We start from the raw sequence: 16,285 nt of genomic DNA on the forward strand, positions 1-16,285 counted from the left end.
GCCGGGGCTGGGTGGCCTTGTGGCGCTTTACTACCCTATCCCCACCCCCACCACCCCGTCAAGATATCCAACCCAAAATTTTTGGCAAGTTTTTGGCGAGAATAGCAGGGAAAAGAAGAAATAAAACTGTTTGAATATTGACATTCTGACTGCAGAGTTAACAAGATGGTTGCGAGGGTCAGGTTTCGGAGAAACTGTGATAAACTGTGATGCTGACTTTGCGCAAGCGGGAAGAGAGGGGTCATGTCAAGCTCAGTTGGCTTGATACTTACCACTCATTTTCTTTTGGAGAGTACTACGACCCTCGCTACATGGGCTTCCGGGCTTTGCGGGTGATTAACGATGACCGAATCAGCCCGAGTGCTGGCTTTCCGACCCATGGGCACCGGGACATGGAGATCGTTACCTATGTTTTGGAAGGGATCCTTGAGCATAAAGACAGCTTGGGCACGGGATCTGTGATTCGTCCTGGTGAAATTCAACGGATGACGGCAGGCACAGGGATCCAGCACAGCGAGTACAATCACTCGGCGGATGAGGAGGTTCATCTGCTGCAAATTTGGATTTTGCCGGAGCAGGAAAACCTGGAGCCCAGCTATGAACAAAAAGCGACGGGTTTGACAGAGCATCCCAATGAGTTTTGTTTAGTTGCCTCTCGAGATGGGCGCCAGGGATCCGTGATTGTGCATCAGGATGTGAATCTCTACGCGGGGTTGATTGAGCTGGGACGCACCATTCACCGACACTTGGATGAGAAGCGCTACGGATGGCTGCAGGTGGCTCGCGGCAATGTGACCCTAAATGGCTTGTTTTTGCGAGAAGGAGATGGCGTGGCTATTGCTAGGGAAAGCGAGCTCAACCTTTTCAGTGAAGAAGGGGCTGAGGTGCTGCTGTTTGATTTGGCCTGAGGATGACTTTTGGCTGAATTCTGGCTGTTTGCCTTGAGCTTATAGTCGTTTTAGGCTGGGGTGAAGCGACTGAACTGCTGAGAAGAGCCTTCTGGCTCCGTACATTCAACGTTTTAGGCGCGGGTGCAGTGTCCTAGTTGGAATCGAAATGACCATAAGTTTTTTGGGATCTCAACTTTTTCTTCTGCTTTCAAGTACTTTCAGGAGGAGAAGTGGATCCCTTCTTCGAGGTTTTGCTGAGTGAATTGAGAAAGAACTTGCTGCCAAAGGTGGCCAGTCTGGGATCCCTTTCCCTTGACGTGTAGAAGGCGGGCTCCTTCCTGCTGGGGATGGGGCTGTAGGCGCAGCCAGAGGTAGGTCGCAGGCAGATGGCGGAGGTACTGGGGCCACTCAATAGCGGTGATCCCACCTTGGCTCCAAAGTTCTTCTAGCCCTAGGTCTTCTAGGAGTGTGGATTCTTTCCCACCGGCGCGAGCGGCAGAAGAGGTCTCTAGGCGGTAGAGATCGCAATGGAAAAGAGGGATCCGTCCGGTGTGGTATTCCTGCACCAGCACGAAGGTGGGGCTGTCGATGGGTTCAGGGATCCCCAAGCCCTGCCCTAGTCCCTGCACAAAGGTGGTTTTGCCGCTGCCCAGATTACCTGCGAGAAGAATGACCAAGCCGGAAGTGGAGCCGAGGCTGCGGCTGGGAGGGGGAGATTTTTGTTGACCTGAAGGGGCGAGGAAGCCAAGGGCGGCTTGAGCTACGAGGGCCCCTAGTGATTGGGTAGCAGCGGCGGATGGCAGCAGCAGAGGGGAGGCTTGCTGCCAGAGCTCTTCATTCTGTTCGCTGGCCATGGCTTACAACTCCTTTGGGGCGGGGATCCCAGGCGAGGAAGTTGCCTCGTTTGGGTGAACAGAAACGCGTTTGGGAGCTGTCAAGATTGCGGCCAGGCCTGCTCCAATGAGCAACAGGCTCACCCCCTGCGCCACCCGCAGGGATCCCAGCATGAGACTATCGGTGCGCAGGCCTTCGATCCAGAAGCGCCCCAGGCTGTACCCCACCAGGTAGAGGCCCAAGAGGGTGCCGGGGGGAAGCTGGCGCCGGTAGCTTAAAAAGAGCAGGAGCCCGAAGAGACCAAAGTTCCAGAGGGATTCGTACAAAAAAGTGGGATGGACGCGCGATCCATCAGGCAGCTGCAGTTGTACCCACAGAGGGCTATCCGGAGGCAACACCTTTCCGTAGGCTTCGTTGTTGAAGAAGTTGCCCCAACGTCCGATCCCCTGACCAAGGCTGAGGGAGGGAACAAGGCAATCGGCTAGCAACCAAAAACTCAGCCGGTGCCGCCGGGCGAACAGGTAAAGCGCCGCACTGCCGCCGATCAAGGCACCGTGAATGGCAATGCCCCCCTGCCAGAGGGCCAAGACCTGCCACCAAGGGCCATCTCGATAGCGTTCCCACTCAAAGGCCACATAGTACAGGCGAGCAAGGGGCAGGGATCCAACTACCAACCACACCAGCAGATCAGGCATGGAACTGGGGGGAAGGCCACGCCGAGCTGCCAGATGGCGAGCCAGGAGCAAGCCCAACACCATTGCCAGGCCGATCAATAAGCCATACCAGCGCAGGCTGAGCGGCCCCCAACTAAACACAACCGGGCCGGGGGATTGTAAGACCAAAGTCATGACCGTGGGGACATTCCTGAGCAGATCCCTTTAGCCCACTCTACCCGCTCTGCAAGGCTATGCAGAAGACCTGCCCTCACCCCCAGCCCCTCTCCCAGAGGGAGAGGGGAGTTAGGAACCGAGGCAAGGTACGAGCTGACTGCAGTTGGAGGGAGAGGGATCCGCTCAGAGCAAGGCGACAATGTTAGAATGCAGGCTCGATTTTCCACCACGACTCCTGGGGGGGATGCGGGTTATGGCCCGGAAAGCCGCTGCTGTGAACACTGCTGATGACTCGGACAAATTGAAGTCAGAAAAACGCAAAGCCCTGGAGCAGGTGTTAAGCCAGATCGAGCGGAATTTCGGCAAAGGGGCAATCATGCGCCTGGGAGATGCCACCCAGATGCGGGTGGAGACCATACCCAGTGGGGCCATCACCCTCGACTTGGCCTTGGGCGGAGGTTACCCAAAAGGGCGGATTATCGAAGTCTTTGGGCCGGAATCTTCTGGGAAAACTTCAATTGCCCTACATGCCATCGCCGAAGTGCAAAAACAAGGGGGAACGGCAGCTTTTGTGGATGCGGAACATGCGCTGGATCCCACTTACGCAGCAGCTTTGGGGGTTGATATTCAAAACCTGTTGATCTCCCAGCCGGACACGGGGGAGGCCGCCCTGGAGATTGTCGATCAGTTGGTGCGCTCGGCAGCTGTGGATATCGTGGTGGTGGACTCGGTAGCAGCGTTGGTGCCCCGGGCTGAGATCGAAGGGGATATGGGAGATGCCCATGTGGGATTGCAGGCGCGCCTGATGAGCCAAGCGCTGCGCAAGATTGCCGGAAATGTCAGCAAAACCGGATCCATCGTTCTTTTCTTAAACCAATTGCGCTCCAAAATTGGCGGCATAGGCTATGGCCCCCAGGAGACCACCACCGGCGGCAATGCCCTTAAGTTTTATGCGTCGGTGCGGCTAGATATTCGCCGCGTTCAAACCCTGAAAAAAGGTGCGGAAGAATACGGGATCCGAGCGCGGGTCAAGGTGGTGAAAAACAAAGTTGCCCCCCCTTTCCGGCGGGCAGAGTTTGACATCATCTTTGGCCAGGGCATCTCCAACATCGGCTGCATTATCGATCTGGCCGAGGAGATGGGCATTCTCAAGCGCCGCGGCTCTTGGTACAGCTACAAGGAGGAAAATGTTGCCCAAGGGCGGGACAATTTGGTCGTTTACTTGAAAGAAAATCCCGAGATCTTGGCGGAAGTGGAAGGGGCTGTGCGGGAGAAACTTTCTGCGGGGGTGACGGTTTCCGCCAGCCGGCCGGCAGCGATGGAGGAGGGAGAGCAGGAAGAGAATGAGGATGCGGTCTTTGTAGAGGAAGAGTTCTGAGGGAGCAGCTAGCTGTTCAGGGAGCGCTTCCTGAGCGAGATCGCCGCTGGCGCAGGGCCTCGTAGAGCAACAACCCCCCCGTCATAGCGACGTTCAGAGATTCGACACCCTCGGCCATCGGGATCCGCACCTGGGCATCGGCCTGTTGGATAGTCGCTTCCCTCAGGCCAGCCCCTTCGTTGCCCAGGAGAAAAAGGGTAGGGCGGGTGAGATCTTGATCCCAGTAGCAGTTTGCTGTGGGGGAGAGGGTAGCAGCCAAGACTTGGATCCCGTGGCAACGGCAGCTCTGGATCCAGGCGGCTAGGTCGGGCACGACTTGGGGCGGACGGCGAAACCAGTGGCCGGCTGAGGCCCGCAAGACTTTGGGGTTTTCGGGATCGACGCTGTCTGCGCTTAGCCAAAGGCCGTCGGCTCCTGCGGCGGCCACGACTCGGATTAGGGATCCCAAATTGCCTGGATCTTGCAGCGTTTCCACCACAAGGCCCAAACGTAACTTGGACAGGGGGGGAGAGGAAATCTGCCAACTGACGGCCACGGCCACAGCTCCTTCGGGAGACTCGGTGGTACAGAGCGCTGCCATGACTTCTAAGCTGACGGCCTGCCGCCGTAGACTCTTGGGCAGATTGGCCAGCAATTGTGGGTAACGCTCAGCCCACTCAAGCGTGTAGCAGAGAGCCTGCAGGGGCCAGCCAACTCGCAGGGCTTCTTCGATGAGGTGGGATCCCTCCACCAAAAAGGCGCCCTGTTCCCGCCGGCCTTTGCTGCGGTGCAACTGCCGCAACTTGCGGATCCAGGGGTTTTTCGGACTGGTCAGCAGTAAGGACTCCGTCCCGCTAACGCGATCAGAAACCATGGGGCAACAGTCAGTCTCTTGCTTGGAGATAATCCTTTTCTCCCTCAGGAAAGCTGAGGGTTGATGGCTCGGAGCACCTGGGAAGCACCACGATGGAAGGTTTATTTAACCGTATCGACGCAGCCGCTGGATAAAAAATCCATCCCGATCCTGTCGGTGGGGCCAAATGAGCAGGGGATCCCCTTCTGCAGCCCAATGAGGATGGCTGTCGAGAAAGGCTTGCATGATCTCCTCGTTTTCGGCAGGATGCAGCGTACAGGTGGCGTACACCAACACTCCGCCCGGCTTCAGCCAACGGGCTGCCACTTGCAGGAGCTGGGCTTGCAGGTGGGCCAACTCTGGGATCCGCTCTGGGGTTTGTCGCCAGCGGGCATCGGCATGGCGGTGCAGGGTTCCCAAGCCGGAGCATGGGGCATCCAGCAAAACCCGGTCGGCGCTGTGCCAGGGGGGCAAGGGGGCAGGGGGTAAGGACTCCGTCCCGCTGACGCGATCGGCAGCAGCGCTCAGGGATAACAGGTCGATGGCCAGGGAACGAATCGAGGTCAAGCCCAAGCGATGGGCATTTTCCTCTAGGCGCCGCAGACGGTGGGGGTGGCGATCCAAAGCCCAGATTTCCCCCCGATCCTGCATGTGTTGGGCTATTTGGGTGGTCTTGCCGCCCGGAGCAGCGCAGCAGTCGATCACCCGCTCTCCCGGCTGGGGATCCAGCCAATGCACCACCTGCTGGGCACTGGCATCCTGAACGCTCCACCACCCTTGGGCAAAGCCGGGTAGGGCCGTGATGTCGCCAGCATGATCCTGAAGTCGCAAGGCACCCGGCACCTCGGAGATGGGGAGGGCAGGGATCCCGGCTTCTGCCAGGGCTTGGATGACCCTGTCTACCTCTGCCCGCAGCGGGTTAACCCGCAGATCTAGGTGGGGCGGTCGGTTGAACCAGGCGCACAACTGCTCGGCTTCTGCTGGCCCCAGCTGCTCCCACCACAGACGCACCAGCCAGTCGGGAAAGCTGTGCCGGATCCCCAAAGCCTGAATTGGGTCGGCTGGCAGAGTGTCCTCGAGGGGCTTGAGGGGATCCTTCTCTGGCTGATCCAACACTTGCCGCTGGTAGGCGCGCAAAATGCCGTTCACTACCCCTGTCAGGGATCCTAGCCCCATCTGGCGGGCCAATTCCACGCTGGTATGGATGGCAGCACTGGCCGGGATCTGATCCAAAAAAGCCAGTTGGTAGAGGCCGAGATGCAAAATCAGTCGCAAATCGGGGGGCTGCTTGTGGGCAGGACGCTGGGCAAAGCAATCGATCAAGGCATCGAGGGTGCGGCGACGGCGGGTAACGCCGTACACCAGCTCGCTGACCAGATGCCGGTCGGCAGGGATCAGGCTGCTGTTGGCCAACAAATGCCCCAGAACCAGGTCGGCATAGGCGTTTTGGCGCTCGATTTTCTGCAGAGCCAACAGAGCCAGTTGGCGCGCGTTCATAGTCATCTCAGGATGTTCTCCCATCGCGTCAGCGGTGTGGAGCACTTTAGGGTCTAGAGATCCAGATCTCCGCTGGAGCAAGGCCGCTCCCAGGCGATACTGGAAAAGCCCCTCAAGGGATCCCATCATGCCTTACTCAACTGCTTTTCTGGAGGTGATCCCCGCCATCGACCTTTTGCAGGGCCGCGCCGTGCGCCTTTACCAGGGGGATTACGCCCAGGCAGAACAGGTAGCCGACGACCCGATCCAACAGGCCGAAGCTTGGGCGGCACAGGGTGCCCCTCGCCTGCATGTGGTGGATTTGGACGGGGCCAAAAGCGGGGATCCAGTCAACCTGCCCATCATTGAGCGCATTGTCCGCAGCCTGGCCATCCCGGTGCAGGTGGGGGGTGGGATCCGATCCCTGGAACGGGCGCGGCAGTTGCTGGAGCTGGGGGTGGATCGGGTGATCGTTGGCACCCTGGCCGTGGAGGATCCTGACACCCTGGAGGCGATGACCCAAGCCTTGCCCGGTCGGGTTTGGGTGGGGATCGACGCTCGGCAAGGGCAGGTGGCCACCCGCGGCTGGCTGAGCACCACTCCCCTGCAGGCCACCGAATTGGTGCAACGGGTGGGGGAACAGGGCGTCGCCGGCATCATCTACACCGACATTGGCCGGGATGGCACCCTGGCCGGCCCCAATTTAGAACAGCTGCGCCAGATCCTAGCCGTCTCTCAAGTGCCTGTAATTGCTTCGGGAGGGATCGGCTCGCTGACCAATTTGCTGGCTTTGTTGAGCTTGCCCGGTTTGACGGGGGCCATTTTGGGTAAAGCCCTCTACTCAGGGGCGATCTCCTTGCAAGAGGCTTTGCGAGCTGTGGGGCCGGGCCGTTGGCAGGATCTGCCGCCGGAAACCGGATCCCAGTGGGCCTAGATGTCCATGTCCACCTCGACGCCGAGCGGAAAGCAGCCTCAGCAATGCCATACTGGGCAAAATCGACAGGCAACTGCATGCAACCAACACTGGCCATCGGTGAAGGTTTTCCAAGACATTTTTGTTTTTTTGTTTTTCAGGTCATGTCCTTTCCCGCACTTCGCCCTGCTGTTCGAGCTTTACAACCCGAGTTGGTGACCTGGCGCCGCCACATCCACAAGTATCCTGAGCTGGGCTTCCAGGAGAAGCAAACCGCCGCCTACATCAGCCAGCGCCTGAAAAGCTGGGGGATCCCTCACCAGACCGGCATTGCCCACACCGGCATCGTGGCCACCATTGAGGGAGAGCAGCCGGGGCCGGTTTTGGCGCTGCGGGCCGATATGGATGCCCTGCCCATTCATGAGGCCAATGAAGTCGAGTACCGCTCCGCCATCCCCAACGTCATGCACGCCTGTGGCCACGACGGCCATACGGCCATTGCTATGGGCACCGCCAAGCTGCTGCAACAGCACCGTCAACACCTCAAGGGCACGGTCAAGGTCATTTTTCAACCTGCCGAAGAAGGCCCCGGCGGAGCCAAGCCCATGCTGGAGGCGGGGGTTCTGAAAAACCCGGATGTGGAAGCCATCCTCGGCCTACACCTGTGGAATAATCGCCCTCTGGGCACTATTGGCGTGAAAAGTGGCCCCTCGATGGCCTTTGCCGACCGCTTTCAGATTCAGGTGATCGGGCGAGGCGGACATGCTGCCCTTCCCCAACAAACAGTGGATGCCATTGTGGTGGGATCCCACATTGTCAATGCTTTGCAGACCATCGTCTCCCGCAGTGTGGATCCGCTGCAGCCGGCGGTGGTGACGGTGGGCCGCTTCCGGGCTGGCGATACCTTTAACGTCATTGCCCCTAGAGCTGAGATTTGGGGCACCGTGCGCAGCTTTCAGCCGGAAGTGCGGGATTTGATCTCAAAACGTATGGAAGAAATCGTTGCCGGCATTTGCCAAGCCTACGGGGCCACCTACGAGTTTCAGTACGAACGGGGCTACCCAGCGGTTTGCAACGATCCTGCTATGGTAGCGCTGGTGGAACAAGCTGCCCGCCAGGTGTTTGGCTCAGAGGCGAGGATCATCCCAGAAATGACCATGGGCGGCGAGGACGTCTCCTTTTTTCTCAACGAGGTGCCCGGCTGCTACTTTTTTTTGGGATCCGCCAACCCCGCCAAGGGACTGGACTATCCCCATCACCATCCCCGCTTTGATTTTGATGAAGCTGCCCTTGGCCTTGGCGTGGAGCTCTTCCTGCGCTGCATTGAGAACTACACCGGGCAAGCCTTGAGTTAGCGGGAAACCTCGGCTAGGGCCTGAGCAAGTCAGCGGATCCGCTGCCGGGAAGCAGCAAGGGCTTCATAGGTTCTGGGGTGGGACGGGTAGGGGCAGGATCCCCGTCGGTGGGAATGTAGAGGGGCGTTGGGTTGGGATCCCCACCGAAGGCCAGCACAAGGGCTTCCAGCAGGGCCTGTCGCTGTTGCCGGTTCAGGGATTGTACAACGGCTTTGTCTTGGGCGTAGGGGTTGACCGTGAGGCGGTCGGCACCGGGATACCGTTGGGCGACCATTGGCTCGTTGGCATCGAAATAGTCCGCCAGCGTCAGTTGCCAGTCAAAGCGGTCGGTCGGGGAGCGACCAGCCACCTGCAGGTGATAGATCATCATTCGCCGCACCAAAGTATCCTCTTCGGGTGCGGGGCCGCCATCGTTGGGGTTAATAGGGGTGTAGGTGTTTTCCAGCGGCAGATCCGGCAATGCCTCGTACACCCGCCGCGCCGCTTCGGGGATCAGCCGCAACTGGGCATAGGCAGGCCCGGATCCCAGTAGAACTGCAACGGCAATGCCCAGGAAGCTTGGCAAAAGGGCTTGTTTCCTCATCCTGCTCGCCCCAAAACTTGTTTCTGTGAAATGAATTGTATTGCAATCAAGCAGTGGTTTCGGATTGTAGATTTGGCAGATTCAGCGATTGAGATCAGGCCACAGTTGGAGTTTTGGGCCATTGCTAATCAATGCTGAGTCCATCCACCACCTGAGGTTGAGGACGCGGTTTGAGAGGGGCCGACTGGGCCAAGCGATCCCGTTGGTGGTGCTCTTGGGAATGCCTTTGCCAGAGGCCAAGAATATCCAACGTTTCGCCGCCATGCTGCGTGTAGCGCTGCCGCACTTTGCACAGTACAGGGGTATTGACGCACACCCCGGAGATGATCACCTGACCTTTGCTCAAGGCGGGCAATTCCTGTAACAGATCCCGTCCGGCAGCCTCGACACTGTGGCGCAAATTTTCCTGATCGGCAGGGTTGACAATTCGCATCAAAAATTGGCTCATGCATTGAGACAGAATATCCGAGTCCAACTTGCCAGGGCGTTGCGTGATCAGCCCTACTCCCAGTCCAAACTTGCGTCCTTCGCTGAGGATGGTGCGCAGCACCTGTTTGCAACGGGAAGGCTCGTGGGCAGGGGCAAACCGATGGGCCTCTTCCAGCAAAATAAAGACGGGATAAGGCAAGTAATTTTCGTCCCCCGGCTGGATCTTGCCTTTGTGGGTATTGATCCGAGCATAGTTGGCCTGGCGCAAGATGGCAGCAGCGATCACCTGCTGTTCTTCTTGGCTGATCTCATGCATTTGCAGGATGGTTACCTGCCCCGGCTCAAACAAGTCTTTGGGAGCTAGGTGTTGCAAATTGTCGAAATAGGGAGAACGGTCGATCTGTTCTAATTTCCACTCCAAAGCGGCGGCTGAGGATCCTTGGGATCCATCCTCTGCGGAATCAGCCTCGTTTACGGCATCGATTAAGTCCTGAATCGTCCAGCGGATCGGGTTAAATTGAGTTGTTTTGCGAAAGGCTTTCTCCAGAAAAGATTTCTGTCGGTCAGTGGTCTCTGGCAGCAGGGTCAGAATATCAAAGAAGTTAAGAGAAGATACACGAATCTTAATTTCCTGTGGTGAAAGAACCTTGACTTTGGGTCGGTAGCCATCTTCCCCAAAAAACTTGGGGTGGGACTGCATTTCTGCCAGCGTGTGGTATTCCCCGTGGGGATCGAAAATGAGGACGGCAGCTCGGTTTTTGGGCAAAAGCAGCTCTTCAATCAAAACCCCTGCTGTATAAGATTTGCCGGATCCTGTCCCCGCCAAAATGGCCAGATGGGTGCTGACCATTTCCTTGACGTCCAGTACTACGGGCACTGCTCCCTCATCGCGCAACAACAGGCTGCCCAAGTGAGCACCCCCAATGGCTGTTTCATCTCGTTTGTTCAAAATTGATTTCAGCAGACGATTGGAGGCCAGAAAAACCTTGGCACCGGGATCCGGAGCGCGGCGGGGGTTAATAAAGCCCATCTTCTGATTGAAATAGCCGATGACCTCGACGGTAACCGCATAGATTTCCGGATTGGGATGGGTGAAGCCCACCAGAGCCACAATGGTGCTGGGATCGATTTCGGTATCGGCAAAGATGCGATCGGGGATGTGATCCAGGAGCTGAACTTGGCTAATTTTACCCAAGATTTGCAGCGTTTGCGATTGGGGATCCTGGACTTCGTAGTAGACGAAATCGCCCACCTTTACCGCTTGGGTATTGGAAGTGATGAAAACATATTGGTTAGAGGTTTCTCCAGGCCCTTTGACGGTGCCAATTACCTCTGGAGAGTCCTCAGTTGGAGAGAGGTTGGCTTCTGGGTAGTGGCCATTGACGGTGATTTTTTGGGGCATCAGCGCATCGCTCCTACAGTCATTTTCCAGGCCAATTCTTTGCTTAAGATTTGCAGAGCTCGCCGTTGAGCTGGATCGGCAAACATCGGCGTAATGTCGTTCAAGACTTGGTAGATCAAATGATTGGCAAAGTTGCCGCCGCTACTCAGCAGCAAACCATAGTAGGAAAATTGGGTTTGACCTTGAGGATCCTGGTGAAAGCGCAGGATCTCTTCCCGGCTCATGCGAAAAACCGGCGTGTTTACAGGCACCACCACGCGTGGGATCCCTTGCCGGCCACAGCGGCGCTCTTCATCCAAGGCCCCGATTAAGACCACCGAGAGTAGCGTGCGCACCTCATTCTGCAGATCGGGGGAAAAATAGGGATCCGGCTGGCTGGAAAGGCGCGGCCCAGAATTGAGGAACATCGGATTCAGGAGTTGGGTATTGTAAACCAGACCTACAGCCCAGTGTCGCCGGTCGCTTTCTAGCTTGACAAAGCTGCCGAAGCCATAGTCATCAGGAGCCGGCGGATTTTTGACTTCTAAAGCATCGTCCACCTGCACCACATAATCACAGTGATTGTTGGAGCGAACTACCTTTCCCAATCTCATCGAACTCGTCTCCGCTGTAATTTACTTACTGTTTTCCGGGATAGCCTTAGGTTCAGCTTTTCGCGAGCGGCCCAATCTTGCATGAGACGCAAGAAAAGGTTGCGATCCTCATTGCGGATAACGGCTATCTGATCGGCTGTCTCCAGCACATAAGGATAACCTCGCCCAATCACCACCTCACAGCGAACCAGATCCACCAACCAGTCCAACAGTCCTGCCTCATAAACCCAAACGGGTATTTCCAAGCGGGCCGGAAAGTTGTCATTGGTGCGCAGGTAAACAAACCCCACTCGATCCCGCATTTCTTGGTAGGAGTTGAGGATCCCATCTTGGGGGTTGAGGCTGCCGCCGCGGGCACAGATGAAAAAAGGTGTGCGATCCCCCCACTCCAACCAGGGACTAAGCAGTTGCGCATCGTGAAGCTGTGGAGCTTCGGGTAGGTCAAAACAATGCTTCAGCAACGCCACCAAATCGGAAGTGTAGGTGGTGTCTATGTAGGCCACGATGGGGATCCGGCTTTGCTCGCTGGCCCGCAGAAGCTGGAGCAAACACTGCACATAAAAGTCTTGGCTTTCTGGCTCAAAGACTTCGGCAAAAGTAGCCACCAGCGCCCCGTCCAAAAAGGCCAATTTTCGGGATCCCGGTTGAGATTTTTGAATGTATTCTACAAGTCTCTCGATTTCCATTTGAAAGCGGCGCATGTTAACCATTCGCTCTTTCGGTTCGCCGCTGCTGTCGGATCCCAGGTCCCTTGGAGTCAATACATCCACTTGAATGTCTTTTTCGTACAAGCCTGTTGCACAATGATGGTTTTCATACCAGCCAATTTGCACCAGCGCCACCGGTATTGACAGATCTTTGCTGGGATAAATCTGGGATCCATCTACGGCAAAGGTGGGAATATTTTCAATGACCGACTTCGCCCAATCGCGGCTTTCTTCGTAATTGGCCCATTCCTGCTCAAAAGGGATCCTCCAATTGGAGTAGCGATCCCACTCTGCAGTAGGTAAAGCGCCTGGGAAAGGGAATGGAGCTATTTTTTCGGCAATCTCTAGGCTTGACCACTGGCACAAGCTTTCCATGGCCTGCTTATAGTATTCTCTGCGCTCCGACAGCCTTTGATCAAAAGTGGCAAAGGCCTCCCGCTTCTGCTGCAGCACCGCCAGGATCCGGTCGGCTCTAAACACCATAGGCGGGATCCCTCCTCACCCAACTGGAGCGCCTTTCTACCCGAATAACATTTTCCGTCATTTGCTCAAAGGTATCGTCGTGGCTGATAACAAATAGCTGCTCAAAAGATCGCAGGTTGGTGATGGCCTCTGCCAGCCGCTGTCGCCGTTGGGTATCCATATTGGTGGTGGGCTCATCGAAAAAGGCAATATTTAGTTGTCCCAACACCTTGAGTAAAGCCAAGCGCACTGCCAAGGCCGCCGACATTTGCTCTCCCCCGGAAAGGCTGGCAAACCGTCGTTTGGGGCTGCCGGCTTCTTGAACGCGGATCTCATAATCGGCTTCCCAGGTCAGGGTGACGTTGGGACGGTTGAGAATTTCTCGGAAGAGGTGATCGGCAGTATGGTTGATCTGCTGCAGGTAGTATTGGGTAATTTGAGGGCCGGCTTTTCTATAGGTATCTCGGCTAAACTTGATAAAGCGGTGCAGGCGTTCTCTCTCAGTTTTTTCGGCCTCGACTTGCTTTAAGCTGGCCTTGGTCTGTTCCAATTGCCGCAACTTTTCCTCAATTTTGCTCAGTTGAGGAGCTAAGCTCTCCAGGCGGGCTTGGGCTTCGGCTTTTTGAATTTCAGTGGCCTGCAAAAGGGATCGAAGGCGCTCATGCTCCTGAGGTTGATACAGAGCAGCTAAGGGATCCCGTGCTGCGCGAAGTTGGGAAAGCTGAGTTTGCAGTTGCTGCCGCTGGGCGTTTAGCTCGGCCAGTTCCTGTTCCCGTTGGGGAAGCAATTGGGCAATGGGTTCTGCCTGCAGATAGCGCTCGTGATCTAAACGGTATCGTTCGCGTTCTTCCTGCAGGGATCCCAGCTCTCGATCCAGATGCTCCGTTTGGCATAGGGCCTCCTCGATAGGGTTGAGTGCGGCCTGTAAATCCTGAAGCTGCTGCAGGCAGTCGGCCTGCATTTGTAAATACTGCTTTTCCTGTTTTAGCTCTGCTTTGAGCCGTTCGGCTTGGCTTCTGGGATCCCCCAGAGCCTTCAACGTTTCGGCGGCTTTTTCAATTTGGGCCTGCAGATGATCTCTTGAGCCTTGAGCCTTTTCCCATTCGCCAATTTGGGCCTGTTTCTCTTGCCCAGCTTTTTGGAGTTGCTCCAGCGTCGATTGGGCAGTTTTGAGTTCATCTTTTCGTTGTGGCAAGCTTTGGGCAAGAGCCTGCAGGCGGATAACCGTTTCATAGCTGCTGCGATGGCTTCTTTGCTCTTCCCGCAAATTGGCAATTCTGTCCTCCAGATCCCGCAAGGGCTCAAGCTGTCGTTCTAGATTTTGGATCTGGTGTTGGAGTTGGCGAATCTGTTCTGTGAGCTGTTGATATTCTTGCTCCACTCTGGGCTTGCCATTCAGCTCTTTTTGCAGGCGTTGGATCTGTCCCCTGGGATCCCCCAGTTCTTGCAGCGCCTGGCCAATTTCCTGTTGTTGCCGAAGGAAGGTGGGCTCAGCCTCAAGATCCCAGTGAAGGTCATCAATTCTGCTTTGTCGTTCGGCTTGCAACTGCAGCAGTTGCTGAATTTGGGCTTGTAAATCGGGTATTTGTGCGGTTAGGCCGAGCAAGGGTTGCAAAGTCCTGAGTTGTTTTTGGATGTTGGACAACTGCTGACGAAGTTGGGGCTCGGAAGTTTGGGGAGCCAGATCCTGCAAAATCTGATGGATGGACTGGAGCAACTGTTGGCTGAGTGCTGAAGATCGAGTGAGTACCTCTGGGATCCGCTGCCACAGAGATTGAAGTTGGGGATAGTTGTGTCGCTGCGCTTCCAATTCGTCCAGAAGTTGCCGGATGCTGTGATGGTGTTGAGCCAATTGATCCGAGCCCTGCTCAAAAAGGGCTTGTAGCTCCTGTTGAAATTGACGAGCTGCGGCAATGCGGCTGAGCTGAGTTTGCAATCGCTCCTGTTGAGTTTCGAGCGCAGGAATGGCGGCTACCCGCTCCAAATCCGCCTGCCGTTGTCTCAGTTGGAGCTGCAGTTGTTGCAATTGGACTTGGCCTTGTTCCTGCTCCGTTTCCCGTTGTTTGAGTTCAAGGCGCAGAGCCTGAAAGGAAGCCAACTTCTCGCCAAGTTGGGAGTGGCGCTGCTCCAGGGAGGCCTGCCGTTCACACAGGGGTTGCAGCTCAAGTTTTTCCGCCTCCATTTTTTGGAAGATCTGGAGTTGTTGCTGATATTCGGATCCCTGCAGCTCCAATCGATGCAGTTGATGTTGCAAAGTTTCCCGTTGAGCCAGTAAAGTTTGTCGGGTTCGCCGCAGCGCTTCCTGCTCTGCAATGAGGGTTTCCAACTGCAAATAACGGTTGTAGGTCAATTGATGCTGCCGACATATGGCCTGGGCCTGTTCAGCTTCTTGCACTCGGCTTTGTAGCAGTTGACAGCGCTCGGCGTGGGCTGTCCATTCTGCCTGGATCTGTTCCCATTCGCGGTGCAGGTGTAGCAACGTGTTGAGCTGTTGAGTCCAATAGGTCTGCTGACGCTCTAGCTCCTCTTGGGCCTGAATTTGCGGGGTTAGCTCCTCTAGCTCCTGCTTCCAGCGCTGCTGTTGGCTTAACTTTTCTTGAAGTCTTGCCAATTGGTTTTCGATATGCTGCTTTTGCGAGAGCAAAGCATCCCGCTGTTTCAGCCACTCCAAGCGTTGCTGTTGCTGTTTTTCCAGCTCCCGCAAGCGAGCTTCTGTGGCCAAAAAATGCTGAGATCCCTCCCAGTATTGCTGTTGCTGCGCTTGAGCTTGCCTGGCCTCTACCCATAACTTTTCTGCCTGCTCAAGAGATACCTGAAGCAGGGATCCCTTTTGCTCCAGTTGGGCGATCTGGTGATCTAAAGTTTGGATTTGCTCAAGCCATTTCTCCAGTCGCTCGATCTCAAGCTTAACCTGATCCAGAGTGTGGATCGATTGACTCAAGCGCTCTTGCCAATAACTCAGTTCTTGTTGGATTTTCTGCCGCTCCGCTTGCAGCGGATCCCATTCCTGTAGCTGTTGATGGAGCAATTCAATTTGATGATGAATGGCCTGAACTTGCGCCTCGCTGTATTTTTCGACCGCCAACAGGTCTTTGGCTACCTGCTGGTACTCTTCCACCTTTAAGATGCGATCGAAAACTTCTTTGCGATCTCGACCGGTTTTGAGAAAGTCTGCCGTGAAAGTCCCTTGGGGCACCCCAATCGTTGTGGCAAAGAGCCGCGCCAGGTCGGTACCGGCAGGTACGCCCAAATGTTGCCTCAGCCACGGCAGCACATCGGACTTGCGCTCATACTCTAGGCGCTGCTTCAGCTGGGGATCAAAGAGACGATATCCCTGCGTTACGCTGCGGCGGACATCGTAGGTGCGCTGATCCCATTGGGAGATAAATTGCACAGTCACCACTGCGTCGTTGGCACCGGAGCGGATGATTTCTTCTTGGCTGTAGGGGCAGTAGTCGAACAAAACCCAGGCAATGGCCTCTAAAATGCTGGTCTTGCCCGCTCCGTTTTCTCCGCAAATGGCGTTAATACCTGGCTCAAACGTGAAGACGGCATCCTCATGAGATTTGAAGTTTTGTAAAGCGAGAGAGAGGATCCGCAT

Annotated in this window: 13 protein-coding genes; 4 read left to right on the plus strand and 9 right to left on the minus strand. The window is 56.1% G+C overall.

What is annotated here, in order from left to right:
- The first annotated feature begins 209 nt into the window (after window positions 1–209).
- Window positions 210–908, plus strand: coding sequence for a pirin family protein (locus NW805_RS06320; protein ID WP_414422001.1), 699 nt, complete (start codon window positions 210–212; stop codon window positions 906–908).
- 200 nt (window positions 909–1,108) lie between these two features.
- Here the strand turns inward: NW805_RS06320 and tsaE are convergent, their stop codons facing one another.
- Window positions 1,109–1,744: a tRNA (adenosine(37)-N6)-threonylcarbamoyltransferase complex ATPase subunit type 1 TsaE gene (tsaE, locus tag NW805_RS06325; RefSeq protein ID WP_414422002.1), complete on the minus strand. Its 636-nt coding sequence runs from the start codon at window positions 1,742–1,744 to the stop codon at window positions 1,109–1,111.
- 3 nt (window positions 1,745–1,747) lie between these two features.
- Complete coding sequence (lgt, locus tag NW805_RS06330) at window positions 1,748–2,572, minus strand: prolipoprotein diacylglyceryl transferase (protein ID WP_011433548.1); 825 nt, start codon at window positions 2,570–2,572, stop codon at window positions 1,748–1,750.
- 235 nt (window positions 2,573–2,807) lie between these two features.
- On the opposite strand from lgt, the gene recA reads away from it, so the two are divergent.
- Window positions 2,808–3,932 (plus strand): recombinase RecA, encoded by a 1,125-nt coding sequence (gene recA / locus NW805_RS06335; RefSeq protein ID WP_414422003.1) that lies wholly within the window; start codon window positions 2,808–2,810, stop codon window positions 3,930–3,932.
- Between the two features lie 16 nt (window positions 3,933–3,948).
- Here recA and NW805_RS06340 read toward each other — a convergent pair whose 3' ends face one another.
- A complete protein-coding gene (locus tag NW805_RS06340; RefSeq protein WP_414422004.1) occupies window positions 3,949–4,785 on the minus strand; it encodes a TrmH family RNA methyltransferase in 837 nt (278 codons plus the stop codon).
- Between the two features lie 105 nt (window positions 4,786–4,890).
- Window positions 4,891–6,261: a 16S rRNA (cytosine(967)-C(5))-methyltransferase gene (locus NW805_RS06345; protein ID WP_414422086.1), complete on the minus strand. Its 1,371-nt coding sequence runs from the start codon at window positions 6,259–6,261 to the stop codon at window positions 4,891–4,893.
- A 148-nt stretch (window positions 6,262–6,409) separates the two neighbouring features.
- Here NW805_RS06345 and hisA point away from each other — a divergent pair, with 148 nt between their 5' ends.
- Together hisA and NW805_RS06355 are read left to right on the plus strand one after the other, a co-directional pair.
- Window positions 6,410–7,174 (plus strand): 1-(5-phosphoribosyl)-5-[(5-phosphoribosylamino)methylideneamino]imidazole-4-carboxamide isomerase, encoded by a 765-nt coding sequence (gene hisA, locus NW805_RS06350; RefSeq protein WP_414422087.1) that lies wholly within the window; start codon window positions 6,410–6,412, stop codon window positions 7,172–7,174.
- A gap of 143 nt (window positions 7,175–7,317) precedes the next feature.
- A complete protein-coding gene (locus NW805_RS06355; protein ID WP_414351441.1) occupies window positions 7,318–8,508 on the plus strand; it encodes a M20 metallopeptidase family protein in 1,191 nt (396 codons plus the stop codon).
- A 13-nt stretch (window positions 8,509–8,521) separates the two neighbouring features.
- Here NW805_RS06355 and NW805_RS06360 read toward each other — a convergent pair whose 3' ends face one another.
- The 5 genes from NW805_RS06360 to NW805_RS06380 form a co-directional block, all read right to left on the minus strand.
- Window positions 8,522–9,073 carry a hypothetical protein gene (locus NW805_RS06360; protein WP_414383614.1) on the minus strand — a complete coding sequence of 184 codons (552 nt, stop codon included), beginning with the start codon at window positions 9,071–9,073 and terminating at the stop codon, window positions 8,522–8,524.
- A gap of 142 nt (window positions 9,074–9,215) precedes the next feature.
- The gene (locus NW805_RS06365) at window positions 9,216–10,922 is read right to left on the minus strand and encodes an ATP-binding protein (RefSeq protein ID WP_414422005.1); all 1,707 of its coding nucleotides are present in this window, start codon (window positions 10,920–10,922) and stop codon (window positions 9,216–9,218) included.
- Window positions 10,922–11,515, minus strand: a complete 594-nt coding sequence (locus NW805_RS06370; RefSeq protein WP_011433556.1) for a hypothetical protein — start codon at window positions 11,513–11,515, stop codon at window positions 10,922–10,924. The genes NW805_RS06365 and NW805_RS06370 overlap by 1 nt, the downstream gene beginning before the upstream one ends.
- Window positions 11,512–12,705 carry a DNA double-strand break repair nuclease NurA gene (locus NW805_RS06375; protein ID WP_414422006.1) on the minus strand — a complete coding sequence of 398 codons (1,194 nt, stop codon included), beginning with the start codon at window positions 12,703–12,705 and terminating at the stop codon, window positions 11,512–11,514. Before NW805_RS06375 ends, NW805_RS06370 begins: the two co-directional genes overlap by 4 nt.
- Window positions 12,695–16,285, minus strand: a complete 3,591-nt coding sequence (locus tag NW805_RS06380) for an AAA family ATPase (protein WP_414422007.1) — start codon at window positions 16,283–16,285, stop codon at window positions 12,695–12,697. Before NW805_RS06380 ends, NW805_RS06375 begins: the two co-directional genes overlap by 11 nt.

The sequence above is a fragment of the Synechococcus sp. W60.1 genome (genome assembly GCF_047461575.1).
Taxonomy (GTDB): Bacteria; Cyanobacteriota; Cyanobacteriia; order Thermostichales; family Thermostichaceae; genus Thermostichus.

Coding starts and splice junctions, on each gene's coding strand:
- NW805_RS06355 (WP_414351441.1), top strand. CDS start 7,318: ATGTCCTTTCCCGCACTTCGCCCTGCTGTTCGAGCTTTACAACCCGAG.
- NW805_RS06380 (WP_414422007.1), bottom strand. CDS start 16,285: ATGCGGATCCTCTCTCTCGCTTTACAAAACTTCAAATCTCATGAGGAT.
- NW805_RS06370 (WP_011433556.1), bottom strand. CDS start 11,515: ATGAGATTGGGAAAGGTAGTTCGCTCCAACAATCACTGTGATTATGTG.
- NW805_RS06365 (WP_414422005.1), bottom strand. CDS start 10,922: ATGCCCCAAAAAATCACCGTCAATGGCCACTACCCAGAAGCCAACCTC.
- tsaE (WP_414422002.1), bottom strand. CDS start 1,744: ATGGCCAGCGAACAGAATGAAGAGCTCTGGCAGCAAGCCTCCCCTCTG.
- NW805_RS06340 (WP_414422004.1), bottom strand. CDS start 4,785: ATGGTTTCTGATCGCGTTAGCGGGACGGAGTCCTTACTGCTGACCAGT.
- NW805_RS06345 (WP_414422086.1), bottom strand. CDS start 6,261: ATGAACGCGCGCCAACTGGCTCTGTTGGCTCTGCAGAAAATCGAGCGC.
- NW805_RS06375 (WP_414422006.1), bottom strand. CDS start 12,705: ATGGTGTTTAGAGCCGACCGGATCCTGGCGGTGCTGCAGCAGAAGCGG.
- recA (WP_414422003.1), top strand. CDS start 2,808: ATGGCCCGGAAAGCCGCTGCTGTGAACACTGCTGATGACTCGGACAAA.
- lgt (WP_011433548.1), bottom strand. CDS start 2,572: ATGACTTTGGTCTTACAATCCCCCGGCCCGGTTGTGTTTAGTTGGGGG.
- NW805_RS06320 (WP_414422001.1), top strand. CDS start 210: ATGCTGACTTTGCGCAAGCGGGAAGAGAGGGGTCATGTCAAGCTCAGT.